Here is a 22,327-nt window from a genome sequence, read left to right as displayed (position 1 = left end):
TCAGTGCTGCTTGCCCAGGCCTAGATAGCTCTCGATGACGCGCGGATTGCCCGCCAGCTCATGCGCCGGGCCGTGCAGGACGATCTCGCCGGTTTCGAGCACATAGCCATAGTCGGCCACCTGGAGAGCGGCGCGGGCGTTCTGTTCGACCAACAGGATGGCCACACCGGTCTCGCGCAGCCGCGCGATGATATGGAAGATCTCGCGCACGATGCGCGGCGCCAGGCCCAGGCTGGGCTCGTCCAGCATGAGCAGCTGCGGCTTGGCCATCAGCGCGCGGCCCACGGCCAGCATCTGGCGTTCTCCGCCGGACAGCGTGCCCGCCTGCTGGGCACGCCGCTCGCGCAAGCGCGGAAAGAGCTCGAAGACCTCCTGCAGCGTGTCGCGCCAGCCCGCCTCGCGGGCCCGATAGCGGCGGAAGCCGCCCAGCAGCAGATTGTCCTCCACGGACATGCTGCCGAACAGCTCGCGGCGCTCGGGCACCAGCGACATGCCCGCGGCTACCCGGCGCTCGACCTGCCAGCCCGAGACTTCATTGCCGGCATACTGCACCGCGCCGGCCGCGTGACCGGTCTGAGGCAGCGAACCCATGATGGCATTGAGCATGGTGGATTTGCCGGCACCGTTGGCGCCGATCACGGTCACGATGCTGCCGGCCTGCACCTGCAGCGCAGCGTCGGTCAGCGCCCCCACCTTGCCATAGCGCGCCGACAGGCCGCGCACTTCGAGGACGGCGTTCATTGCACACCTCCGGCGGCGGCGGGCGCGCGGTCGGCCTCGGGCAGATCGTCGTCGATGCCTCCCAGGTAGGCCTCCAGCACGGCGGGGTTCTGCTGTACGTCGGCCGGCACGCCCTCGGCCAGTTTGGTGCCGAAATCCATGACGACCAGGTGATTGGTCAGGCGCATCACAAAATCCATATCATGTTCAACCAGCAGGATGCTCAGGCCTTCGGCGCGCAACTGCTCCAGCACCTGGGCCAGCTCCTGTTTTTCCTTGTAGCGCAGGCCGGCAGCGGGCTCGTCCAGCAGCAGCAGCACCGGATCGCAGGCCAGGGCGCGCGCGATCTCCAGGATGCGCTGCTGGCCCAGCGCCAGATTGCCCGCCTGCTCGTAGAGATAGTCGCCCAGGCCGACCCGGCGCAGCTGCGTGGCGGCCTCATGCAGCAATTGGGCTTCGCGGCCGCGCTCGCTATGCAGCGCGCCGGCCAGCACCCCGACGTCCGAGCGCATGTGCGCGCCCAGCGCCACGTTCTCCAGGACGGTCATGGTCGGCAGCAGCTGCACATGCTGGAAGGTGCGGCCGACGCCCAGCTGGGCGATGGCGCGGGCGGACAGCCCATCGGTACGCTGGCCCAGGAAACGCACCTGTCCGCGCGTGACCGGCAGCACGCCGCTGATGAGATTGAAGGTCGTGCTCTTGCCCGCGCCGTTGGGGCCGATCAGGCCCATGATCTCGCCGGCGCGCACCTTGAAGCTGATGTCATTGACGGCGACCAGACCGCCGAACTCCTTGCGGATGGCGTCGACTTCGAGCACCAGCTCGCCCGCGGTCGGGCGCTGGCGCTGCGGCAGCGCCGCGGCCTCGGGCGGTGGCGCCAGGCTGCGGCGCGAGGCCGCCCCGCCGGTGAGACGAGCCCACCAGCCCGCGAAAATCGGCCACAGCCCTTGGCTGGCGTACTGCAGCACCAGGATCATCAGCACGCCGAAGGCGATAAGCTCGAAATTGGCGTCGGTGTTCAGCAGCTTGGGCAGCCAGTTCTGCAGCTGGTCCTTCAGGCCCAGGATCACGGCCGATCCCAGGACCGCGCCCCAGACATGGGCGGCACCGCCGATCACGGCCATGAAGAGATACTCGATGCCGTAGTTCAGGCCAAAGGGGCTGGGGCTGACCGCGCGCTGCATATGCGCATAGAGCCAGCCCGACAGGCAAGCCAGCAAGGCGGCCCAGACGAAGATGATGATCTTGTAGCTGGCCGTGTTGACGCCCATGGACTCCGCCATGCCCGCGCCGCTCTTCAAGGCGCGGATGGCGCGTCCGGGCCGGGAGTCCAGCAGGTTGCGCGTCGCCCAGAGGGCCAGCAGCACCAGCACCCAGATGAGGTAATAGATATGGCGCCCGCTGGCCAGCGACATGCCGAACAGCGACACGGGCTCGATGCCCGCGATGCCGTCATGCTTGCCCAGGAAGTCGAGATTGCCGAACAGGTAGAACAGCGACAGGCCCCAGGCGATGGTGCCCAGCGGCAGATAGTGGCCCGACAGGCGCAGGGTGATCAGGCCCAGGAAGAAAGCCACGGCCGCGGTGATGAGCAGGCCGGCCGCCAGGGCCAGCCACGGCGAGGTCCCGTATTGCGTGGTCAGGTAGGCGGTGGTGTAGGCGCCCAGGCCGACGAAGGCCGCCTGGCCGAAACTCGTCAGGCCGCCCACGCCGGTCAACAGCACCAGGCCCAGGGCCACGAGGCTGGCCAGGCCAATGTAGTTGAGCTGGGTGATCCAGAACTCGGGGGTGGCGGACAGGACTGGCAGCGCGGCCAGGACGACAATGAACAAGGCGAGCAGGATGCGGTTCATGGCTTATTCCTCTTCGTCCACATGACGGCTGCTGAACGAACGCCAGACCAGAACCGGAATGATCAGGGTAAAGACGATGACTTCCTTGTAGGCGCTGGCCCAGAAGGAAGAGAAGGCTTCCAGCACGCCCACCAGCAGCGAGCCGGCGGCGGCCACCGGATAGCTGGCCAGGCCGCCGATGATGGCGCCGACGAAGCCCTTCAGGCCGATGAGAAAGCCCGTGTCGTAATAGACGGTGGTGATGGGCGCGATCAGCATGCCCGACATGGCGCCGATGGCCACGGCCAGGGTAAAGGTCAGGCTGCCCGACATGGTGGTGCTGATGCCCATCAGGCGCGCGCCTCGGCGGTTGACCGCCGTGGCGCGCAGGGCGCGGCCATACAGCGTCTTGCCGAAAAACAGCCACAGGGCCACGATGAGAATGGCGCAGGTCGCGACCACGAAGAGGCTTTGCGCCGACCAGGTGGTGAAGCCCAGGTCGACCTGCCCGCTCACGAAGGCGGGCGTGCGCCAGCCTTCGGCGCCGAAGAACACCAGGGCCAGGCCCATGAGGGCGAAGTGCACGGCCACGGAGGTGATGAGCAGGACCAGCACGCTGGCCTCGGCCAGGGGCTGGTAGACGATGCGGTACACCATGGGGCCCATGGGGATGACCAGCACCAGGGTCAGCAGCATGTTCAGCCAGAGCGAATTGCCGGGGGCCGCGTACGACGTCGCGATCCAGAGCAGCAGCAGGGGCAGGACGATATAGCCGGCAAGGCTCTTGGGCAGCGAGGACCACACGCCGGTGCGCGCCGCGCGCAGCAGTTCGAACAGGAAGGCCAGTCCGCCCAGCAGGGCCAGCAGGTAGACCGTGCCCGGTATCCGGCCGTCGACCAGCATGGCAAGCGTCAAGGCGCCGAACGCGACGAATTCGCCTTGAGGAATGAAGATGACGCGCGTGACGGCGAACACCAGCACCAGTGCCATGCCCAATAGGGCATAGATGGCGCCGTTGACGATACCGTCTTGCAGCAAGATGAGCGCAATTGAGGAATCCATCGAACTACGACCTTATGTACGACTTGTGGTTCTTCGTGTCCCGGCCCCACCTGGGACACTGCGAATACAACACACCGGCCCGTAAGGCCGGTGCGTGGTGATGCAGCCGCGATACTACGTCAGCCGGGCGGACGCTGCCGCGAACAGCGCCGCCTTGCACGGTTTACAGATCGGGCTGGTAGGTCCACTTGCCGTCTTTGACCTTGACCATGACGCGCGAACGCTCGTCAAAGCCGGCATGGTCGGTCGGGCTCATGTTGAACACGCCCTGCGAAACGGCCAGGTTCTTGACGTTTTCCAGCGCATCGCGCAGCGCGGCGCGGAACTCCGGCGTGCCGGGCTTGGCGCCGCCCTTGATGGCTTCGGGAATGGCCGCGACGATCAGCTGGCCGGCATCCCACATATGACCGCCAAAGGTGTTGACCGAGCCGTCGCCATGGGCTTTTTCATAGGCATGGACATACTCCAGCGCCGACTTCTTGACCGGGTTGCTGTCGGGCAGCTGGGCGGCCACCAGCAGCGGGCCGGCCGGCAGCAGCATGCCTTCGCAGTCCTTGCCGCAGACGCGCAGCACGTCATTGTTGGCCGCGCCGTGGGTCTGGAAAATCAGGCCGCCGTAGTTGCGCGCCTTCAGTTCCTTCTGCGGCAGCGCCGAGGGCGTGCCGGCGCCGGCGATCAGGATGGCGTCGGGCTTGGCGCTCACCAGCTTGAGCACCTGGCCGGTGACGCTGGTGTCGGTGCGGCTGTACTTCTCGATGCTGGTGATCTGGATGCCCTTGGCCTTGGCGGCCGCTTCCATCACGGCCAGCCAGCCGTCGCCGTAGGCGTCGGCAAAGCCGATGAAGCCCAGCGTCTTGACCTTGGACTTGACCATGGCGTCGGCCAGGGCGCTGGCCATCAGGGCGTCATTCTGGGGGGTCTTGAACACCCAGCGGCGCTTGTCATCCACCGGCTCGACGATCTTGGCGCTGGCGGCCACGCTGATCATGGGGACCTTGGTTTCGGCGGCGACGTCGACCATGGCCAGCGACCCCGGCGTCACCGAGGTGCCCACCAGCACGTCGACCTTGTCTTCGGAGGCCAGCTTGCGCGAGTTCTTGACGGCCTGCGTGGTGTCGGTGGCGTCGTCCAGCACAATCCACTCGATCTTCTGGCCGGCGACTTCCTTGGGCAGCAGCGCAACGGTGTTGCGCTCGGGAATGCCCAGCGAGGCGGCCGGACCGGTCGAGGAAACCGTGACGCCGACCTTGACCTGCGCGCTCGCGAGGAGCGGCAGACCCAGGGCGAGGGCGGCGGCAACCGCCGACAAGCCAAAGTGCTTGCGCATGATTTTTGTCTCCTGTGGTGGCCGAGATGCCCAGGGAGCGGGCGAAAGGCCTGTTTAAAGTTATACAGAAAAAAATATTATAGGGTTAAAAGAGTATCAGGACACGTCCTCGAATGTCCCGGTATCTACCCTAGGATGGCGTCCATCCGTCCAAACAAATGCATTTGATAATGGCGAATTGTCTCCGGAAGACCGCCAAACGTCTTTCCGGGAAATCCCGGGGAGCTCAACGCCGCAGCAAGGGCCACACGCGCTCGACGCGCCAGGCGACCCAGGAGGCCACGGCGGCCTTGGCCAGGTCGCCGGGCAGGAAGACCACCACCGCCATGGCCGCCTTGGCCAAGCCCATCTGGGTCACCGCGGCCAGCCAGGGCACGCCAATGGCGTACACCGCCACGATGCCGCCCAGCAAGCAAGCCAGCACATAAGCGCCCAAGGCGCGCCACATGCCGCCGCGGGCCAGCGCGCGGGCCAGCAGGCCCGCCACGATGACGCCGAGCAACATGCCAACCAGGAACCCGCCCGTGGGTCCGGCGAACACGCCCAGGCCTCCCCGTCCTCCAGGAAGCACGGGCAGGCCGATGGCGGCCAGCGCCAGGTACAGCAGGCAGGCCGCCGCGCCGCGCCAGGGGCCCAGCATGACGCCGGCCAGCATCACGCCCAGGGTCTGGAGCGTGACGGGCACGGGAATGCCCGGCAGAGGAATGGGCGGCATCAGGCTCAGGACTACGATCAGCGCGGCAAACAGGGCCGCCAGCACCAGGTTCTTGCTTGTCATGCGTCTTCCCCTCGATTGGTATATGGGCGATGCCCGCCCCGGGTCAGGAGCGGGCATCGATGGCCTGGGCCACTTCCTCGGCGCGCTTGAGCGTGCGGACGATGAGCGGCACCAGCAAGGCCAGCGGATGATGGCCCAGGCCCCGCGCGGCCTGGGCCTCGCGGATCTCCTGGTAGTTGCGCCAGATCTCCGGCACAAAACGCAGGCAGAGCGCGAAAGCCAGGCTGACGCGGCCCGGGTCCATCCAGCGCGACAGCGGGGACAAGCCCCGCTCTATGGCCGCCAACATGGCCGGCACCGGCGTGCTCAGGGTCACGGCCATGGCCAGGCCGATGAGCGCCGCCGAACGGGCCAACACGGCCAAGGCCGCCTGCGGGCCCTGCGTCCAGCCGGTGAACAGGCCGACGGCGGCCAGGATCAGCACCAGCCCACGTACCTGGCGCCAAAGCTTGGCCGGCCGGGGACGGCAGGCCGCCACCAGCCCCGCCGCCGCCAGGCAGGCCAGGCTCAGCCAATGCGCGTCATCCAGGGCAAACAGGCCCGCGCCGGCGGCCATCAGCAATGCCAGCTTCAGGCCGGCCGGCAGCCGATGCAGCAGCGTATGGCCGGGGGTATAGAGCGGCTCCATCATGCGCAGTGCTCCCGATACCAGCGCAGCGCGGCGGCCGGCCGGTCATCGGCGGCGATACGCCCCTCGCTGATCACCAGCACGCGGTCGAAATCGGCCAGCAGCTCCAAGTCGTGGCTGACCACGCAGGCCGACGGCGCCAGCGCCGCGATCGCATCGCGCACGCGGTTGCGGTTGCGCAGGTCCAGCTGGGTGGTGGGCTCATCGAACACGACCAGGCCCGGCTCGCGCACCAGCACGGCCGCCAGCGCCACCAATTGCCGCTCGCCGCCGGACAGGCTGAAGCTGCTGCGCTCGGCCAGATGAGCGATGCCCAGGAGCTCCAGCTGGGCCGCCACCCGGGCGGCGCGCTCGGCGGCCGGCAACCCCAGGGGCTTGAGCCCGAAATCCAGGTCTTCGCGCACGATGGGAAAAACGATCTGGTTGTCGGGATTCTGGAAAACGAAGCCGACCTGGCGCCGGATGGCCCGGGCCTCGCGGCGCGTATCCAGGCCATTGACCCGGACCTGGCCCTGGTCGGGCAGCAACAAGCCGTTGATCAGGCGCGAAAACGTGCTCTTGCCCGCCCCGTTGGGTCCGACGATGCCCACGCGACGTTCGGACAGGGTCAGGCCGGGCACCTGCAAAAGCGGCCTGCCCTCCACGATCACGACCGCCTGATCAAACTCGATTAACATGGAGCGGGATTATGCCCGAACCATTTCGCACTGCGCCGATCCAATCTGCCATGGAAAAAGTCCGTAAGTCCGACGCCGAATGGCGTGCCCAGCTCAGCCCCCAGGAATTCCACGTCACCCGAGAAAAAGGGACCGAACGCGCCTTCACGGGCCGCTATTGGGATACTTTCACCGAAGGCATTTACCGCTGCGTGGGCTGCGGCACGCCGCTGTTCGCCTCCGATACCAAGTTTGACGCCGGCTGCGGCTGGCCCAGCTATTTCGAGCCCATCGACCCGGCGCGCGTGCGCGAGGAAACCGACACCAGCCACGGCATGGTGCGCACCGAGGTCCTGTGCAATATCTGCGACTCGCACCTGGGCCATGTCTTTCCCGACGGTCCCGAGCCGACCGGCCTGCGCTATTGCATCAACTCGCTGTCCCTGAAGTTCGAGCCGCTGGATCCCGCATGAAGAAGTTCCTCTTCGATCTTTTCCCGCTCATCCTCTTTTTCGCCGCCTACCGCTTTGCCGACATCTATGCCGCCACGGCCGTAGCGATCACCGCCTCGGTGGCGCAGATCTTCTGGCTCAAGCTGACGGGCAAGGCGATCGAGGGCATGCACTGGATCAACCTGTCGGTGATCGTCATCTTCGGCGGCGCCACGCTCTGGCTGCACAGCGACGTCTTCATCAAATGGAAACCCACGGTGTTGTACTGGCTGTTCGGCGGCGCCCTGCTGGCCAGCCGCTACCTGTTCGGCCGCAACCTGATCCGCCGCCTGCTCGAAAAACAGATCAGCCTGGCCGACGCGCTCTGGAATAAGCTCAACCTGAGCTGGGCGCTGTTTTTCCTGGCCGCCGGCGCGGTCAACCTGTATGTGGCCTTCTCGGGCCATTTCAGCGAATCGCAATGGGTCAACTTCAAGGTCTTCGGCCTGATGGGACTCCTGATCGCCTTCGTCATCGTGCAATCTCTCTGGCTGGGCCGCCACATGCAAGAGCCCGGCGCCGACAAGGACGGCCGCCCCGACTGATATGAACCCGACCTCCTCACAAGACCGTGCCGCCCTCATCCGGGAACGCCTGGCGCCGCTGGCGCCTTCGCAGCTGGAGATATCGGATGAGTCCCATTTGCACGCCGGCCATGCAGGCGCACAGGGCGGCGCGGGGCATTATCGCGTCCTGATTGTGTCAGAAGCCTTTGCGGGATTAACGCCTGTTGCCCGGCATCGCCTGGTGTATCATCATTTGCACGATCTGATTCCGTTCCCGATACACGCGCTTGCACTGGATACGCGAGCTCCGTAGTACATTCCTGCCAAATTCACCCATACACTCCCCAGGAAGGACATTCATGAAACGCATCCTCATGCTGGCTGCAGCTTGCGCCATTGCCATGCCGGTCTACGCGCAAAACGTCGCCACCGTCAACGGCAAGGCCATCACCCAGAAGAGCCTGGACGACTTCGTCAAGCTGCTGGTCACCCAGGGCGCCACGGACTCGCCGCAACTGCGTGAACAGGTCAAGCAGGAAATGATCAATCGCCAGGTCTTCGTGCAGGCCGCCGAAAAGCAAGGCATTGGCAAGCAGGCCGATATCCAGACTGAAATCGAGCTGGCCCGCCAAGGCATCCTGGTGCGCGCCCTGATGGCCGACTACCTGCAAAAGAACCCGGTCACCGACGATGCCGTCAAGGCCGAGTACGAAAAAATCAAGAAGGAACAGGCCGGCAAGCAGGAGTACCAGGTCCGCCACATCCTGGTCGAGGACGAAAAGACGGCCAACGACCTGCTGGCCCAGATCAAGAGCGGCAAGCTGAAGTTCGAAGACGCCGCCAAGAAGAACTCCAAGGATCCCGGCAGCGCCGAGCGCGGCGGCGACCTGGGCTGGGCGCCCCCGACCAACTACGTGCCGCCCTTCGCCGACGCGGTCACCAAGCTGAAGAAGGGCCAGACGGTCGACAAGCCGGTCCAGACGCAATTCGGCTGGCACATCATCCAGGTGCAGGACACCCGCCCGGTGGAATTCCCGCCGCTGGACCAGGTCCGTCCGCAACTGGAAGAAATGATGCGCCAGCAAAAGCTGAACGCCTTCCAGAAGGATCTGCGCGAAAAGGCCAAGGTGCAATAAACCCGCCTGCCCCGCCAAAACCCGCCGCCCGGCGGGTTTTTTCATGGCGGCCGGCGGCAGGGGCCTCAGCGGGACTTTGCATCGGGAAATGCCGGAAGGTTTATTTTCGCAAGCATGGGTTCAATGATGCGTAGGACCTGGGCGAATGACGGTCTTGAAACGACCCGCTCATGGAAGCTCATGATGCCCGGATACGGCGTGATGTCGAATTTGAAATAAGGCCGCCAGCCGATCATGACAAACAGGTAGGCATCGGCCACCGTAAAGGTTTCGCCCGTCAAATAGGCGTGCTGCGCCAACTGCCTTTCGATATAGGACAGCCTGCGATGGAGGTTCTGCCTGTGTATTTCCTTCGCGGCCTCGGGCATATGCGGGTGGAACAGCGGCCCGATGGTCTTATGCACCTCGGAGCCGACATAGCTCAACCACTCCATCACGCGAAGGCGCGCCATGCTGCCCGCTTCAGGCAACAGGCCGGAATCGGGCTTGAGGCCGGCGATGTATTGCAGGATGACTCCAATTTCGGTCAGCAGCTCGCCGGAGTCCAGCCTGAGCGCGGGCACCGAATCCTTCGGGCTCACCTCGCTGAATGACATGCCATTGCCGACCAGCACATGCGGCTGCACATAGATGTCGACAAACTCGACTGCATGCGGCAGGCCGAGTTCCAGCAGGACCATGTGGGCCGCGCACGAACAGGCCAGCGGCGAAGAGTACAAAATCATTGCGGCGTCTCCGTCTTCATCGTTCAAATGCGGGAGTCCAGAATAGACGCGGACTGCTCCGCCTGCTGTGCCGGTACAATCACTTGATGTGCTGATCCGATCAATGTTGTCCGCTCGGATCGATCTTCCCCGCTCACGCCAAGGCCGCACATGCGCACTGAACCGCGAATCCAACGAGTGGTCTGGTCGAGACAGGGCATAGGCCTGGCCGCATCCGTCCTGCAGCGGAACGATCTGCGCGTTCACACCTTCGTCACCGACCATCCGTCGCTCATTCTGCTGAGGCGAGGCAGAAAAACCGTCCAGGCCAATGGCAAGAAGATCGTCCTGTCGCCAGGCGACGCGGTGGCGATTGCGGCGGGTTCGATATGCGATGTGCAAAACGCAACCGAACGGGGCCAGTTCGAGTCCACGTGGATCGTCTGCGCCGATCCGATACTGTCCAAGCTCGAACGGGCATATCCGAATCATCCCAAACTGGCGACCATCGCCGCCCTGCAGGGTCTGGGCGGCGAGTTCGTGCAGTCATTCGAGCGGACGGTCCAGGCCATTGTGTCGCCCGGCCATGTCCCTGATGTCGTCGCCGAACACCGCATGCAGGAACTCCTGGCCTGGCTGGCGCATGTGAAGCTGGTTTTCAATCCGGCGGCGCCCGCCGATCTGCAACGAAAGGTGCGCCTGATGATCGGAGCCGCTCCTGGAAAAAAATGGCTCGCAAAAGATCTGGCTCAATCCCTGGCAATGAGCGAAGCGACTTTCAGGCGCCGGCTCGCGGAATCCGGACAGTCGTTCAACGACATCCTGATCGACGTGCGCATGACGACGGCACTGACACTGCTGCAGGTCACCGACCGTCCGATTGCAAGCATCGCCTGCCAAGTCGGCTATGAATCGGCCTCACGCTTCTCGGTTCGATTCAAGAAGCGTTTTGGCTTCTCGCCAGTGGCTGTCAGGGGGCTTCCATCGCAGCGGCAGGCGCCGGCATGACGGCTGCCGCGGCCGGGCCGCCGCGGCCCTCGGCAGGTCAGTGCCCGGGCGGGCATTGAATATAACTTTTTCTCATGTTTTCACGTTTTTATATTCTTTGTGGAAAAATAGACCTGCCTTTAGAGTGCTTTATCAACCTCTTTTCCGGAGTGAAGCACGATGAACATCCTGAGCCGCACATTGATGTCTTTCCTGGCCGCCGGACTGCTGCCCCTGGCCGCCGCGCATGCCGATGACCTCGCGCAGATCAAGTCCGCCGGCGTCATCAAGATAGGCACCGAGGGCACCTACGCCCCGTTTTCCTTCCACGACGCCAAGAACGAACTGACCGGCTTCGATGTCGAGATCGGCCGCGCCATCGCGGACAAGCTGGGCGTGAAAGCCCAGTTCGTCGAAGGCAAGTGGGACGGGCTCATCGCCGGCCTGGACGTCAGGCGCTACGACGCGGTGATCAACCAGGTGGGCATCACCGATGCGCGCAAGCAGAAATATGACTTCTCCGATCCCTATATCTCGTCCGAGGCGGTGCTCATCGTGCGCGACGACGAAAAGGACATCAAGGCCTTCGCCGACATCAAGGGCAAACGCTCGGCCAACACGCTGACCAGCAACTTCGGCAAGCTGGCCCAGAGCTATGGCGCCGAAGTGGTGCCGGTGCAGGGCTTTAACGAGGCCATCGACCTGCTGCTGTCCGGGCGGGTGCGCGCCACGGTCAACGACAAGCTGTCTTTCCTGGACTTCAAGAAGCAAAAGCCCAACGCGCCGGTACACATCGCGGCCTATGACAAGAGCAAGGAGTTCAGCGAATCGGGCGTGCTGCTGCGCAAGGGCAACCCGGAGCTGCAGGCGGCCATCAACAAAGCCCTGTCCGACATCAAGGCCGATGGCACCTACAAACGCCTGAGCGAAAAATACTTTGGCGCCGACCTGTCCGCCACGCCCTGATTCCATAGCGGCCCGACCTGGAGATGCCTATGGCGCCTGCCTGGCTCCAATTGATGCTCGATTCCTTCTGGCCGCTGCTTATCGCAGGTCTGAAGTTCACCGTGCCGCTGACGTTGATATCGTTTGCGGCCGGTTTGCTTTTGGCCTTTGCCGTGGCCATGCTGCGCCTGTTCGGCCCCCGGCCCATCGCCCTGCTGATGCGCTTCTATGTCTGGCTGATACGGGGCACGCCGCTGCTGGTGCAGCTCTTTGTCATTTTCTATGGCCTGCCCAGCGTGGGCATCGTGCTGGACCCGCTGCCAGCGGCGCTCATCGGCTTCACGCTGAATGTGGGGGCCTACAACTCCGAGGTGATACGCGGCGCCATCGAGGCCGTGCCCAAAGGCCAATGGGAAGCCGCTTATTCGCTGAGCATGACGCGCGCCCAGGCCCTGGGCCGCACCGTGCTGCCGCAGGCCGCCCGGGTGGCCGTGCCGCCCCTGTCCAATGCCTTCATCGCGCTGGTCAAGGATACCTCGCTGGCCGCCGTGCTGACGGTGCCCGAGATTTTCCAGGCGGCGCAGCGCATCGCGGCCGTGACCTATGAACCCCTGATTCTCTACACGGAAGCCGCCTTGATCTACCTGGTCTTCAGCTCAGTGCTGTCGGCCCTGCAGGTGCGCCTGGAGAAACGCTTCGGCCAGCATGCCGTTTTTGCGGAGCAGCAGCGATGATAGCCCTGAGCGACATCGACAAGCATTTTGCCGACAACCATGTCTTGCGCGGGGTCAGTGTGCGGGTGGCGCAAGGCAGCGTGACAGCCCTGATCGGCCCCTCGGGCAGCGGCAAGAGCACCCTGCTGCGCTGCGTGAACCTGCTGGAAATCCCCGAGCGCGGCAGCCTGCGGATCGGCGAAGAGAACCTGGTCTTCGCCGGCCAGCGGCCGCCGCGCGACGCCATACAGCGCGTGCGGCGCCAGACGGGCATGGTGTTCCAGAATTTCCAGCTGTTTCCGCACCAGACCGTCATCGACAACGTCATGGAGGGCCTGGTGACCGTGCTCAGGTGGCCCAAGCCACGGGCGCGCGAACGCGCCATGGCCTTGCTGGAAAAAGTCGATATGGCGGCCAAGGCCCAAGCCTGGCCGGCCACGCTGTCGGGTGGCCAGCAACAGCGGGTGGCCATCGCCCGCGCCCTGGCGCCCTCGCCCAGCGTGCTGCTCTGCGATGAACCGACCTCGGCGCTCGACCCTTCCCTGGCCGGTGAAGTCGTGGACGTGCTCAAGCGGCTGGCCGAAGAAGGCATGACCATGATCATGGCCACGCACGATCTGCGCCTGGCCGCCAGCATCGCCGACCAGGTGGTGTTTCTGCAGGCGGGCCAGGTAGTGGAGGCCGGCACGCCGCGGGAAGTGTTCACTCAAGCGCGGGATCCGCGCACCCAGGCCTTCGCCACCACCTTGACCGAGGGTCTGCCCCAGGAGTGGGGGCAGCCCGTCTAGACGCGCGGGCTATTGCCCCAGCAAGGCCTTCAGGCCGTCTTCGTCGAGGATGGCCAGGCCCAGTTCCTGCGCCTTGACGAGCTTGCTGCCGGCCTCTTCGCCGGCCACCACATAGGAGGTCTTCTTGGATACCGAACCACTGACCTTGCCGCCGGCGGCCAGGATGTGGCGCGTGGCCTCGTCGCGGCTCCAATTGGGCATGGTGCCGGTCAGCACGAAGGTCTTGCCCGCCAGGCTGCCACCTTGCGGCTGGGCTTCGGCCTGCGGCGCCACGCCCTGCTTTTCCAGCTGGTGCACGACGTCACGATTGTGCGCCTCGCGGAAAAAACGGTGGATGGAGCCGGCGACCACCGGGCCGACATCCGGCACGGCCAGCAGGGCCTGCTCGTCGGCATCCATGATCTTGTCGATGCTGCCGAAATGACGCGCCACGTCGCGGGCCGTGGTCTCGCCCACATGGCGTATGCCCAAGGCAAAGAGCAGGCGTCCCAGGGAGGGCTGGCGCGCCCGGTCGATGGCGGCCACCAGGTTTTCGGCCGACTTCTTGCCCATGCGGTCCAGCGCGGCAAGCTCGAAGGCATCCAGCGTGAAAACATCGGCCAGGGTCTTGAGGCGGCCGTTGTCCACCAGCTGCTCGACCAGCCTCTCGCCCAGGCCTTCGATGTCGAGCGCCTTGCGGCCGGCGGCGTGCAGGAGCGTCTGCTTGCGCTGCGCCGGACAGAACAGGCCGCCGGTGCAACGCGCGATGGCCTCGTCTTCCAGGCGCTCGATGGCCGAGCCGCAGATCGGGCAATGCGTGGGCATGACGAATAAAGGCAGCTCGCCGCCGCGCTTCTCGAGCACGGGGCCGACCACTTCGGGGATCACGTCGCCGGCGCGGCGCACCACGACCACATCGCCCACGCGCACGTCCTTGCGGCGGATCTCGTCTTCGTTGTGCAGCGTGGCGTTGGTGACGGTGACGCCGCCGACAAAGACGGGCTTGAGCCGCGCCACCGGCGTGATGGCGCCCGTGCGCCCCACCTGGACTTCGATATCCAGCAAATCGGTGGTGGCTTCCTCGGCCGGGAATTTATGGGCCAGCGCCCAGCGCGGGGCGCGGGCCACGAAACCCAGCACGCGCTGCGCGGCCAGCGAATCGACCTTGTAGACCACGCCGTCGATGTCATAAGGCAGGCCGGCGCGCTCGGCGCCGATGCGGCGGTAGAAGGCCAGCAGGCCCTCGGCGCCCTGCGCCTTGTGGTTGAAGCGCACATTGACCGGCAGGCCGAGCTCGGACAGCCACTGCAGCATGCCGCCATGGGTGTCGCGCGGCAGCGTGGAGGCCGCGCCCATGCCGGGCGCGGTTTCGTCGAAGGCCTCGGTCAGGCCGGAGGGCAGGCCCTGGACCTCGCCCCAGCTATAGGCGAAAAAGCGCAGCGGCCGCTGCGCCGTGATGCGCGGGTCCAGCTGGCGCAGGCTGCCGGCGGCCGCGTTGCGCGGATTGACGAAGACCTTTTCGCCGCGCGCGGCCTGTTTCTGGTTGAGCTTTTCGAATTCGGCGCGGTTCATCAAGACCTCGCCGCGCACTTCGAGCACGGCCGGCGCCCGGCCCTTGAGCTTGAGCGGGATGGCCTTGATCGTACGGATATTGGCGGTGACGTCTTCGCCGGTCTGTCCATCGCCGCGGGTGGCCGCCTGGACCAGCTCGCCGTTTTCATAGCGCAGGCTGATCGCCAGGCCGTCGAGCTTGAGTTCACAGAAATAATGCGCCTGCTCGGCCGGGCCCAGCAGGCCGGCGCCACGCAGGGTATCGCTCACGCGCTTGTCGTAGGCATGGACGTCCTCGTCCTCGAAACCATTGCCCAGCGAGAGCATGGGCACGGCGTGCCGCACGCTGCCGAACTCGGCCAGGGGCGCGGCGCCCACGCGCTGCGTGGGCGAGTCCGGCGTGACCAATTCGGGATGCTCGGTTTCCAGCGCGGTCAGCTCGCGCATCAGCGCGTCGTATTCGGCATCGGAAACCGTGGGGTCGTCGTAGACGTAGTAGCGGACGTTGTGCTGCGCTATCTCGGCCCGCAGGCGGGCGGCACGTTCGGCGGCGTTGCTGGCCATCAGGCAAATACCCGCTGCGCGCGCTCGCTGCCGGCGCGCAGGCCGGCCTGCTCGAGCTGCTCGAAGAGCACCTGCAGGCGCTCATCGATGACTTTTTCCGCGCCTTCGGCAAGCGGGCGGCCCTGGTCATCGACCAGTTCGGCGCGCAGGCGGCCGGCCAGGTCGCGGCCCACCTCGACCATGCGGCCGAAGGCATGCGGATCAGCCGGGCTGCAAGGCACATCCAGCAGCAGGTGCAGGCGTTCGATGCCGCCCATGCCGGCATCAAACGCCGCGCCATCGCCGCGGGCCAGCGTGAAGCGCACGGCGCCGGTGTCGCTCAGCCAGGCCAGGCGCGCCCCGTCGGGCGCAAAGCCCATGCTGCGCGCCACGGTCAGCACCTCGGCGGCGGGTTGGGCCCCGCCCAGCATCAGCGTCAGCCCCACCTGGGTGTCCAGCGCGGCACAGACGTCATCCAGGCGGGCGGCCTGCTCCAGCACGGCTTGCTGGTCCGGCCCTTCGATGCTGCCTTCGAAACGATCGGCCAGGTCCTGGGCGCGGGCCCAGGCCTGCGACCATTCGATGGCGGTCAAAGGACCGCTGCGATTGGCCAGCAGCACGGCCAATTGCAGCGCGCTGTACGACTCCTCGGCGGCGATCCGGCTGCGGTGGCGCCCCCGGTCGGTACTGGCGAAAACGCGCAGCTGCTTCTTGCCGACCTGGCGCAGCGACTGCATATAGGGCAGCAGGTCGGCGCCGCGGGCAGGTTCGGCGAAATGGATTTCGATCACGACTTCGACGGCGGGATCGGGCTCCTCGCCGTCATCGGCCTCGGGCGCGGCGGGCGCCTCGACGAGGGCACTCGCCGGGGCGGCGGCCGCCGCCTGGCCAATGCCGGGCTCGCGGCGCTGCCTGGGCGTGTCGGCCGCGACGGGGGCCGGGCGCGGCGTCTCGCCCGCTCCCAGCAAGGGATCCTGTTCGCTGGCGGGGAAATGCTCCTGCATGCGGCGGCGCACCCGGCGGTCCTGCCACCAGTTGAAACCCAATACCAGCAGTATCAGCAGTACGCCGAGGACGATCAGCCCAATCTGCAAATCACTCATTTAAAAATCCCGCGCCGGCAAAGGCGCCCTTCAATATAGAGGTGGTTAAGCGGCTTCAGCGGCCATCTGCACGGCCGAATCAATATCTACGGCAACGATACGCGAAACCCCTTGCTCCTGCATGGTAACGCCGACCAGCTGCTTGGCCATCTGCATGGCGATCTTGTTGTGCGAGATGAACAGGAACTGGGTCTGCTCGCTCATGCTGCTCACAAGATTGGCATAGCGCTCGGTATTGGCGTCATCCAGCGGCGCGTCCACTTCGTCCAGCAGGCAGAAGGGGGCAGGGTTGAGCTTGAACAGGGCGAACACCAGGGCGGTCGCCGTCAGCGCCTTTTCGCCACCGGACAACAGGTGGATGGTGCTGTTGCGCTTGCCAGGCGGCTGGGCCATCACCTGCACCCCGGCATCCAGGATTTCGTCGCCCGTCATGGTGAGCTTGGCCTCCCCGCCGCCGAACAACTTAGGGAAAAGCTCGCCGAAATGGCCGTTGACCGTATTGAAGGTCTCCTGCAGCAACTCACGGGTTTCGCGGTCGATCTTGCGGATCGCGTCCTCGAGCGTCTCGATGGCGGTCATCAGGTCCGTCTGCTGCGAATCGAGGAAAGTCTTGCGCTCGCGCGAGGTGCTCAACTCGTCCAGGGCCGCCAGGTTGACCGGGCCCAGGGCATCGATCTGGCGTGAAATCTTCCCGACCTCGGATTGCAGCCAGCTGGCGCGGCGCCACTCTTCGGGCATGGCGGCCAATTCCTGGGCCAGGGCCTGGCGGTCCACCTCGCGGGCATTGAGCTGTTCGGTGAATTGCTCCTCGGCCAGCCGGGCGGCCTGCTCTTGCAGCTGAAGCTCGGTAATGCGGGCGCGCAAGGGCTCGAGCAGGCGCTCCTGCTGGAGACGGTCTTCGTCGGCGCCGCGCAGCAGCGCGGCCAGGTTGTCCATCTCCTGGCGCGCGCGCGTCAGCGCCTCTTCGCGCTCGGCGCGCTGTTCGAGCGCATCCTGCAGGCCGGCCTGGGTGGCCGAGGCGTCGAGCTCCGAAAGATCGACTTCGAGCTGCGCGAGCTCGGTGCCGGCGCGCTGGCTCTGGTCCATGGCCAGTTGGCGGTTGCGCTGCAAATCGGTGATGCGCGCCTGGATGCCGCGCTCGGCGAATTCGGCCTCCTGGGCGCCGCGCTCGAGCTCGCGCAGGCGCGCGCGCGCGGCTTCCGCCGACGCCGCCAGGCTTTCGCCGTCGATCTCGGCATCGGAAAAACGCCCTTGGTGCTCGGCCAGTTCGGCGTCCAGCGCCTCGAAGCGCGCCTCGGCTTCCTCACGGGTGGCGCGCAGGTCTTCTTCCTGGGCGGCCAACTCCTGGAGATCCTCGCGCAGGCGATTGGCGCGCTCGCCGGATTGCTCGGCCTGTTGCTGCAGCCGCGAATGCTCAAGCTGCACATCGTGCAGGCGCCGGGTCAATTCGCCCACGCGCTGGCGGGCCGGGCCCAAGGCCTGGGACACCTGCTGCCAGGCAGCCTCGGCACGCGCCACGGCGCTGCGCGCCTGGTCGGCGATCAGCTGCTGGGCTTTGATTTCGCGCTGCAGGTTTTCGATCTCCTGCTGGCGGGCCAGCATGCCGGCCTGCTCGGAGTCGGGCGCGTAAAAACGCACACTGTGGGCATCGACCAGATGCCCCGCCTTGACCACCAGCACGCCGCCGGCCGGCAGCGTCGCCCGCGCGGCCAGGGCCTGGGCGAAATCATCGGCGACATGGACGCCGCGCAGCCAGTCATTGAGCAGCGCGCGCAGATCCGGATCGGTGATGCGCAACAGGCTGGCCAGGGGCGTGAAGCCGGGCATGGCGGCCGGCGCCGGCGCGGCCGGCGGCGTCTGGTAGAACGCCAGGCGCGAGGGCGGCGCGTCGTCGGCGAAGGCGCGGGTCCAGTCCAGGTTGCGGACTTCCAGGGCGGCCATGCGTTCGCGCAGCACCGCCTCCAGCGCGGCCTCCCAGCCGGGTTCGATATGCAGTTTCTGCCACAAGCGGCCCAGGCCGGCCAGCTCGTGCTTGGCCAGCCAAGGCTCCAGCGCCCCCTGCTTCTGCACGTCTTCCTGGAGCTTGACCAGGGCGGTCAGGCGCGCATCCAGGCGCGCCAGGTTCTGCGCTTCCTGCTGGGCGGCGGCCTGGACGCGGCTACGCTCGGCGTCGGCCTCGGGCACACGCCCCTCCAGGGCCGCCAGCTCCGCCTGCGCGGCCTCCAGTTGCTCTTCGCCGGCATAGCGGTCGCCCGCCAGTTGTTCCAGGCGCGCCGGATCGGGCGTATGCAATTCGCGCAGCTCTTGCTGCAGGCGCTCGCGGCGCTGCTCCAGCGCCTGCAGCTGACGGTCGGCATCGCGCTGGGTCTGCGCCGCCAGGGCGAGATTCTGTTCGACACGCGCCAGGGCCACGCGCATTTCGTCGCGGCCGGCGGCCGCCTCGCGCACACGAGCCTCGATGGCCGGCAGCCCAGCATGGGCATCCTCGGCCGCCGCGCGGGCTTCCTCGCTGCGGGCGGCGGCGCTGGCCAGGTCATCCTCGGCGGCGGCGATCTGCTCGGTGCAGTGCTCCTGCTGGGCGTTCCATTCCTCGATCTGGGCCAACAGCTGGTCGCGCCGCGCCTGCAGCCGGTTGCGGGAGTCCACCACATGGCGGATCTCGGCCTCCAGGCGGCTGACCTGGGCATTGGCTTCGTAGAGCTGGCCCTGAGCATGGTGCACGGCGTCGCTGGCGGCGTAATGCGCCTGGCGGCGCGACTCCAGGGCCGCCTCGCCGGCGCGCAGCTGGGCAATCGCGGCTTCCAGCTGGTTCTGGGCCTCGGCCATTTCCTGGTTCTTGCGGTCGCGCTCGTCGCGCGCCCCGGTTTCCTTCAGGAACCACAGCGCGAACTGTTTCTTCTCGCCATCGGCCTGCAGATCGCGGTATTGCTTGGCGACCTCGGCCTGGGCCTCCAGCTTTTCGAGCTGGCTGCCCAGTTCGCGCAGGATGTCTTCGACGCGGGTCAGGTTTTCGCGGGTGTCGGACAGCCGGTTCTCGGTTTCGCGCCGGCGCTCTTTATAGCGCGACACGCCGGCGGCCTCTTCGAGGAACACGCGCAGCTCCTCGGGGCGGGCCTCGATCAGGCGGTTGATCATGCCCTGCCCGATGATGGCGTAGCCACGCGCGCCCAGGCCGGTGCCCAGGAAGATGTCGTGGATGTCGCGGCGCCGCACCTGCTGGTTGTTGACGTAGTAGCTGCTGGTGCCGTCGCGGGTCAGCACGCGCCGCACCGCGATCTCGGAGTAGGCGCTCCATTGGCCGGCCGCGCGCCCCTCGCTGTTGTCGAACACCATCTCCACCGAGGCGCGGGCCGCGGGCTTGCGGTTGCCGGAGCCATTGAAAATGACGTCCTGCATGGACTCGCCGCGCAGTTCGGAGGCCTTGGCCTCGCCCAGCACCCAGCGGACCGCGTCGATGATATTGGATTTGCCGCAGCCGTTCGGACCCACCACGCCGACCAGCTGGCTGGGCACGGGAATCACGGTGGGGTCGACAAAAGACTTGAAGCCGGCGAGTTTGAGTTGGGTAAGGCGCACTGGAGATGACGGACCGGGTAGGTTGAACGAGGGGCGTTGAACGGACCTGCCGCACAGATTGGCAAACCGGCCTCGAAGGCCGGTCTGGTAACGGTCGTATGATACCCCAGGAGCCTGCGCGGCAAAGGCCGGCGCCCGCCCCGGGACACGGGGAAACGCCGACGCACGCTCCTGGGGCGTGGACGCTATACTCGCTGACACTCTCAATCTGACACTGAATTCAACAATTCGGCCGCGTTCGGGCCGGGCGCAGCGGGGACATTCTTGAAACGCGGGTTTTATCTGGTCATGGCCGCCCAGGCCTTCTCTTCGATGGCGGACAATGCCTTATTCATTGCCGCGATCGCCCTGATATTGGAGCTCAGTGGCCCGGACTGGATGGCCCCCCTGATGAAATGGTCGTTCGCCCTCGCCTACGTGGTGCTGGCGGCCTTCGTGGGGGCTTTCGCCGACTCCTACCCCAAGGGGCGCGTCATGTTCGTGACCAATGCGCTCAAGGTCGCCGGCTGCCTGCTGATGTTCTCCTATGCCAGCCTGGGCGTGCCGGTGGCCTATCAAACCTACCTGGTCTGCTGCGCCTACGGCCTGGTCGGCATCGGCGCGGCCGCCTATTCCCCGGCCAAGTACGGCATCGTCACCGAGATGCTGCCGCCCGACATGCTGGTCAAGGGCAACAGCTGGATCGAAGGCCTGACCGTGCTGTCCATCATCATCGGCACCGTGCTGGGCGGCGCCCTGATCTCGCCCACTGTCTCCGATGTGCTGCTGCACCATCCGGGGCTGGGCAAGCTGGTGCGCACCCCCGCCGAGGCGGCCATCCTGGTCATCGCCGTGGTCTACCTGCTGGCCGCGCTGTGCAACCTGCTGATTCCCAACACCCATGTGCGCTATCCGCCGCAGCAGAAAAACCCGGTAAAGCTGGTCCGCACCTTCGCCGGCTATGTCCGCGTGCTGTGGCGCGACAAACTGGGCCAGATCTCCCTGGCTGTCACCACGCTGTTCTGGGGCGCCGGCGCCACTCTGCAGCTCATCGTCATCGAATGGGGCCGCAGCCATCTGGGCTACCGCCTGGACCAGGCCTCCATCCTCATGGGCGTGGCCGCCCTGGGCACGGTCATCGGCTCGGTGGCCGCCGGCCGCATCCCGTTGCGGCGCGCCCTGTGCGTGCTGCCCGTGGGCGCGGCCATGGGCCTGGTGGTCCTGCTCATGCCCCTGGTCTACTCGCCCTGGAGCGTCTACCTGCTGTTGCTGGTCACCGGCGGCCTGGCCGGCTTTTTCGTCGTGCCCATGAACGCCCTGCTGCAGCATCGCGGCCACGTGCTGCTGTCGGCGGGCCACTCCATCGCGGTGCAGAACTTCAATGAGCAACTCAACATCCTGCTCATGGTGGCCGCCTATACCTTGATGCTGTGGCTGGACATGTCCATCAACACCGTGATCGTGATCTTCGGCCTGATCGTGACGGTGCTGATGCTGATCTTCATGCGCTGGAGCAAGCGCAATCTCGCCCTGCATCCCGAACTGCACGAGCAGATCGGCCAGGAGGGCCACGGCAAGGCCCTGGACTCCGTGCACTGAGGCTGGGCCGCCCGCCTCAAGCGGCCCGCAGGGCCAGCTGCAGGTCCTGCCAGGCCCGTGCCTTCTCGGAAGGGCTGCGCAGCAGATAGGCGGGGTGGTAGCTCACCACCACAGGGATCTCCCGCCCCGCGTCGGTCTTCAGGACATGTCTGCGCCCGCGCAGACTGCCTATGGTGGCATCCGTGCCCAGCAGCGTCTGGGCGGCGAAACGCCCCAGCACCAGGATGCGCTCGGGTGCCAGCAAGGCGATCTGGCGCATGAGGTAAGGACTGCAGGCCGCGATTTCTTCCGGCTTGGGATTACGGTTGCCGGGCGGACGGCACTTGATCACATTGGCGATGAAGACATCGCGCTCCCGGCTCATGCCCACCGAGGCCAGCATGGCGTCGAGCAGCTGGCCGGAACGGCCCACGAAGGGCAGCCCGCGCCGGTCTTCCTGCTCGCCGGGCGCCTCGCCCACCACGAGCCAGCGCGCCGGCCGGGCCCCGTCGCCGAACACCGCGTGCTTGCGCCCCTGGCACAGGCCGCAAGCCGTGCAGGCGAGCACTTCCTGCTGCAATTGCCCCAGATCGAAGCCGGCCACGCGACGGGCCACCTCGATGCCGGCGCTGGCGGGGGCCACCGCCTCGGCCACCGTGGCCGCCGGTTCCGGCTTGAGTACCGGCCTGGGCGCCGGCTTGGGTGCGGGCCGCGGCGCCTCGGGCGCGGCCGCCTCGGGCCGCGC

21 protein-coding genes are annotated in these 22,327 nt (G+C 66.4%); 9 read left to right on the top strand and 12 right to left on the bottom strand.

All coding sequences use genetic code 11. The features are described 5' to 3' along the window. The 7 genes from AXA74_RS09565 to AXA74_RS09535 all read right to left on the bottom strand — a co-directional run bounded on the left by AXA74_RS09565 (position 1) and on the right by AXA74_RS09535 (position 7,024). Positions 1-741 (bottom strand): ABC transporter ATP-binding protein, encoded by a 741-nt coding sequence (locus tag AXA74_RS09565; protein ID WP_029578741.1) that lies wholly within the window; start codon positions 739-741, stop codon positions 1-3. After that, positions 738-2,573 (bottom strand): branched-chain amino acid ABC transporter ATP-binding protein/permease, encoded by a 1,836-nt coding sequence (locus AXA74_RS09560; RefSeq protein WP_048940247.1) that lies wholly within the window; start codon positions 2,571-2,573, stop codon positions 738-740. The genes AXA74_RS09565 and AXA74_RS09560 overlap by 4 nt, the downstream gene beginning before the upstream one ends. Positions 2,574-2,576: 3 nt before the next feature. Then, positions 2,577-3,614, bottom strand: coding sequence for a branched-chain amino acid ABC transporter permease (locus AXA74_RS09555; protein WP_029578743.1), 1,038 nt, complete (start codon positions 3,612-3,614; stop codon positions 2,577-2,579). Between the two features lie 163 nt (positions 3,615-3,777). Continuing rightward, entirely contained in the window at positions 3,778-4,941 is a 1,164-nt protein-coding gene (locus tag AXA74_RS09550; protein ID WP_029578744.1) for an ABC transporter substrate-binding protein, read from the bottom strand. A 226-nt stretch (positions 4,942-5,167) separates the two neighbouring features. Next, positions 5,168-5,719 (bottom strand): biotin transporter BioY, encoded by a 552-nt coding sequence (locus tag AXA74_RS09545; RefSeq protein WP_029578745.1) that lies wholly within the window; start codon positions 5,717-5,719, stop codon positions 5,168-5,170. A 43-nt stretch (positions 5,720-5,762) separates the two neighbouring features. Next, a complete protein-coding gene (locus AXA74_RS09540) occupies positions 5,763-6,350 on the bottom strand; it encodes an energy-coupling factor transporter transmembrane component T family protein (RefSeq protein WP_029578746.1) in 588 nt (195 codons plus the stop codon). After that, positions 6,347-7,024 (bottom strand): energy-coupling factor ABC transporter ATP-binding protein, encoded by a 678-nt coding sequence (locus AXA74_RS09535; RefSeq protein WP_029578747.1) that lies wholly within the window; start codon positions 7,022-7,024, stop codon positions 6,347-6,349. The genes AXA74_RS09540 and AXA74_RS09535 overlap by 4 nt, the downstream gene beginning before the upstream one ends. 50 nt (positions 7,025-7,074) lie before the next feature. Between AXA74_RS09535 and msrB the strand changes: the two genes are divergently transcribed. From msrB to AXA74_RS09520, 4 genes are read left to right on the top strand one after another with little or no spacing between them, the layout of a single operon-like run. After that, on the top strand, positions 7,075-7,476 hold the full coding sequence (gene msrB / locus AXA74_RS09530) for a peptide-methionine (R)-S-oxide reductase MsrB (RefSeq protein WP_029578748.1): 402 nt from the start codon (positions 7,075-7,077) through the stop codon (positions 7,474-7,476). Next, the gene (locus AXA74_RS09525) at positions 7,473-8,039 is read left to right on the top strand and encodes a septation protein A (protein ID WP_032978316.1); all 567 of its coding nucleotides are present in this window, start codon (positions 7,473-7,475) and stop codon (positions 8,037-8,039) included. The genes msrB and AXA74_RS09525 overlap by 4 nt, the downstream gene beginning before the upstream one ends. A 1-nt stretch (position 8,040) precedes the next feature. Beyond that, positions 8,041-8,313, top strand: a complete 273-nt coding sequence (locus AXA74_RS23890; protein ID WP_080666537.1) for a BolA family protein — start codon at positions 8,041-8,043, stop codon at positions 8,311-8,313. Positions 8,314-8,359: 46 nt separating this feature from the next. After that, positions 8,360-9,136 carry a peptidylprolyl isomerase gene (locus tag AXA74_RS09520; protein WP_029578750.1) on the top strand — a complete coding sequence of 259 codons (777 nt, stop codon included), beginning with the start codon at positions 8,360-8,362 and terminating at the stop codon, positions 9,134-9,136. 65 nt (positions 9,137-9,201) lie between these two features. Here AXA74_RS09520 and AXA74_RS24370 read toward each other — a convergent pair whose 3' ends face one another. Next, positions 9,202-9,888 carry a glutathione binding-like protein gene (locus AXA74_RS24370; RefSeq protein WP_162266984.1) on the bottom strand — a complete coding sequence of 229 codons (687 nt, stop codon included), beginning with the start codon at positions 9,886-9,888 and terminating at the stop codon, positions 9,202-9,204. Between the two features lie 123 nt (positions 9,889-10,011). On the opposite strand from AXA74_RS24370, the gene AXA74_RS09510 reads away from it, so the two are divergent. The 4 genes from AXA74_RS09510 to AXA74_RS09495 all read left to right on the top strand — a co-directional run bounded on the left by AXA74_RS09510 (position 10,012) and on the right by AXA74_RS09495 (position 13,273). Then, the gene (locus AXA74_RS09510; protein WP_080700929.1) at positions 10,012-10,848 is read left to right on the top strand and encodes an AraC family transcriptional regulator; all 837 of its coding nucleotides are present in this window, start codon (positions 10,012-10,014) and stop codon (positions 10,846-10,848) included. Positions 10,849-11,031: 183 nt separating this feature from the next. Beyond that, positions 11,032-11,793: an amino acid ABC transporter substrate-binding protein gene (locus AXA74_RS09505; protein WP_370736557.1), complete on the top strand. Its 762-nt coding sequence runs from the start codon at positions 11,032-11,034 to the stop codon at positions 11,791-11,793. A 29-nt stretch (positions 11,794-11,822) separates the two neighbouring features. Beyond that, positions 11,823-12,506 (top strand): amino acid ABC transporter permease, encoded by a 684-nt coding sequence (locus AXA74_RS09500; protein WP_029578754.1) that lies wholly within the window; start codon positions 11,823-11,825, stop codon positions 12,504-12,506. Continuing rightward, positions 12,503-13,273 carry an amino acid ABC transporter ATP-binding protein gene (locus AXA74_RS09495; protein WP_029578755.1) on the top strand — a complete coding sequence of 257 codons (771 nt, stop codon included), beginning with the start codon at positions 12,503-12,505 and terminating at the stop codon, positions 13,271-13,273. Before AXA74_RS09500 ends, AXA74_RS09495 begins: the two co-directional genes overlap by 4 nt. 9 nt (positions 13,274-13,282) lie before the next feature. Here AXA74_RS09495 and ligA read toward each other — a convergent pair whose 3' ends face one another. From ligA to smc, 3 genes are read right to left on the bottom strand one after another with little or no spacing between them, the layout of a single operon-like run. After that, entirely contained in the window at positions 13,283-15,367 is a 2,085-nt protein-coding gene (gene ligA, locus AXA74_RS09490; RefSeq protein ID WP_032978319.1) for an NAD-dependent DNA ligase LigA, read from the bottom strand. After that, the gene (locus AXA74_RS09485) at positions 15,367-16,449 is read right to left on the bottom strand and encodes a cell division protein ZipA C-terminal FtsZ-binding domain-containing protein (RefSeq protein WP_032963981.1); all 1,083 of its coding nucleotides are present in this window, start codon (positions 16,447-16,449) and stop codon (positions 15,367-15,369) included. The genes ligA and AXA74_RS09485 overlap by 1 nt, the downstream gene beginning before the upstream one ends. A 45-nt stretch (positions 16,450-16,494) precedes the next feature. Next, positions 16,495-20,025: a chromosome segregation protein SMC gene (gene smc / locus AXA74_RS09480; protein WP_032978322.1), complete on the bottom strand. Its 3,531-nt coding sequence runs from the start codon at positions 20,023-20,025 to the stop codon at positions 16,495-16,497. A 264-nt stretch (positions 20,026-20,289) separates the two neighbouring features. Between smc and lplT the strand changes: the two genes are divergently transcribed. Further along, entirely contained in the window at positions 20,290-21,603 is a 1,314-nt protein-coding gene (gene lplT / locus AXA74_RS09475) for a lysophospholipid transporter LplT (protein WP_029578759.1), read from the top strand. A gap of 16 nt (positions 21,604-21,619) precedes the next feature. Here lplT and AXA74_RS09470 read toward each other — a convergent pair. Next, positions 21,620-22,327, bottom strand: a 708-nt coding sequence (locus AXA74_RS09470; RefSeq protein WP_060833156.1) for a uracil-DNA glycosylase, incomplete at its 5' end; no start/stop codon positions are given.

It is taken from the genome of Bordetella hinzii LMG 13501, from assembly GCF_001548475.1.
Classification (GTDB): domain Bacteria; phylum Pseudomonadota; class Gammaproteobacteria; order Burkholderiales; family Burkholderiaceae_B; genus Bordetella; species Bordetella hinzii.
The sequence above is the reverse complement of the archived record's forward strand: the minus strand, read 5'-3'. Positions and strand labels throughout refer to the sequence as shown.

Bases quoted from the DNA above. Each gene is read 5' to 3' on its own strand.
- ligA (WP_032978319.1), bottom strand. From the start codon at position 15,367: ATGGCCAGCAACGCCGCCGAACGTGCCGCCCGCCTGCGGGCCGAGATA.
- AXA74_RS09495 (WP_029578755.1), top strand. From the start codon at position 12,503: ATGATAGCCCTGAGCGACATCGACAAGCATTTTGCCGACAACCATGTC.
- AXA74_RS09555 (WP_029578743.1), bottom strand. From the start codon at position 3,614: ATGGATTCCTCAATTGCGCTCATCTTGCTGCAAGACGGTATCGTCAAC.
- AXA74_RS09565 (WP_029578741.1), bottom strand. From the start codon at position 741: ATGAACGCCGTCCTCGAAGTGCGCGGCCTGTCGGCGCGCTATGGCAAG.
- AXA74_RS09550 (WP_029578744.1), bottom strand. From the start codon at position 4,941: ATGCGCAAGCACTTTGGCTTGTCGGCGGTTGCCGCCGCCCTCGCCCTG.
- AXA74_RS09500 (WP_029578754.1), top strand. From the start codon at position 11,823: ATGGCGCCTGCCTGGCTCCAATTGATGCTCGATTCCTTCTGGCCGCTG.
- msrB (WP_029578748.1), top strand. From the start codon at position 7,075: ATGGAAAAAGTCCGTAAGTCCGACGCCGAATGGCGTGCCCAGCTCAGC.
- AXA74_RS09505 (WP_370736557.1), top strand. From the start codon at position 11,032: ATGTCTTTCCTGGCCGCCGGACTGCTGCCCCTGGCCGCCGCGCATGCC.
- AXA74_RS09525 (WP_032978316.1), top strand. From the start codon at position 7,473: ATGAAGAAGTTCCTCTTCGATCTTTTCCCGCTCATCCTCTTTTTCGCC.
- AXA74_RS09545 (WP_029578745.1), bottom strand. From the start codon at position 5,719: ATGACAAGCAAGAACCTGGTGCTGGCGGCCCTGTTTGCCGCGCTGATC.
- AXA74_RS23890 (WP_080666537.1), top strand. From the start codon at position 8,041: ATGAACCCGACCTCCTCACAAGACCGTGCCGCCCTCATCCGGGAACGC.
- AXA74_RS09535 (WP_029578747.1), bottom strand. From the start codon at position 7,024: ATGTTAATCGAGTTTGATCAGGCGGTCGTGATCGTGGAGGGCAGGCCG.
- AXA74_RS09540 (WP_029578746.1), bottom strand. From the start codon at position 6,350: ATGATGGAGCCGCTCTATACCCCCGGCCATACGCTGCTGCATCGGCTG.
- AXA74_RS09510 (WP_080700929.1), top strand. From the start codon at position 10,012: ATGCGCACTGAACCGCGAATCCAACGAGTGGTCTGGTCGAGACAGGGC.
- AXA74_RS09485 (WP_032963981.1), bottom strand. From the start codon at position 16,449: ATGAGTGATTTGCAGATTGGGCTGATCGTCCTCGGCGTACTGCTGATA.
- AXA74_RS09520 (WP_029578750.1), top strand. From the start codon at position 8,360: ATGAAACGCATCCTCATGCTGGCTGCAGCTTGCGCCATTGCCATGCCG.
- AXA74_RS09560 (WP_048940247.1), bottom strand. From the start codon at position 2,573: ATGAACCGCATCCTGCTCGCCTTGTTCATTGTCGTCCTGGCCGCGCTG.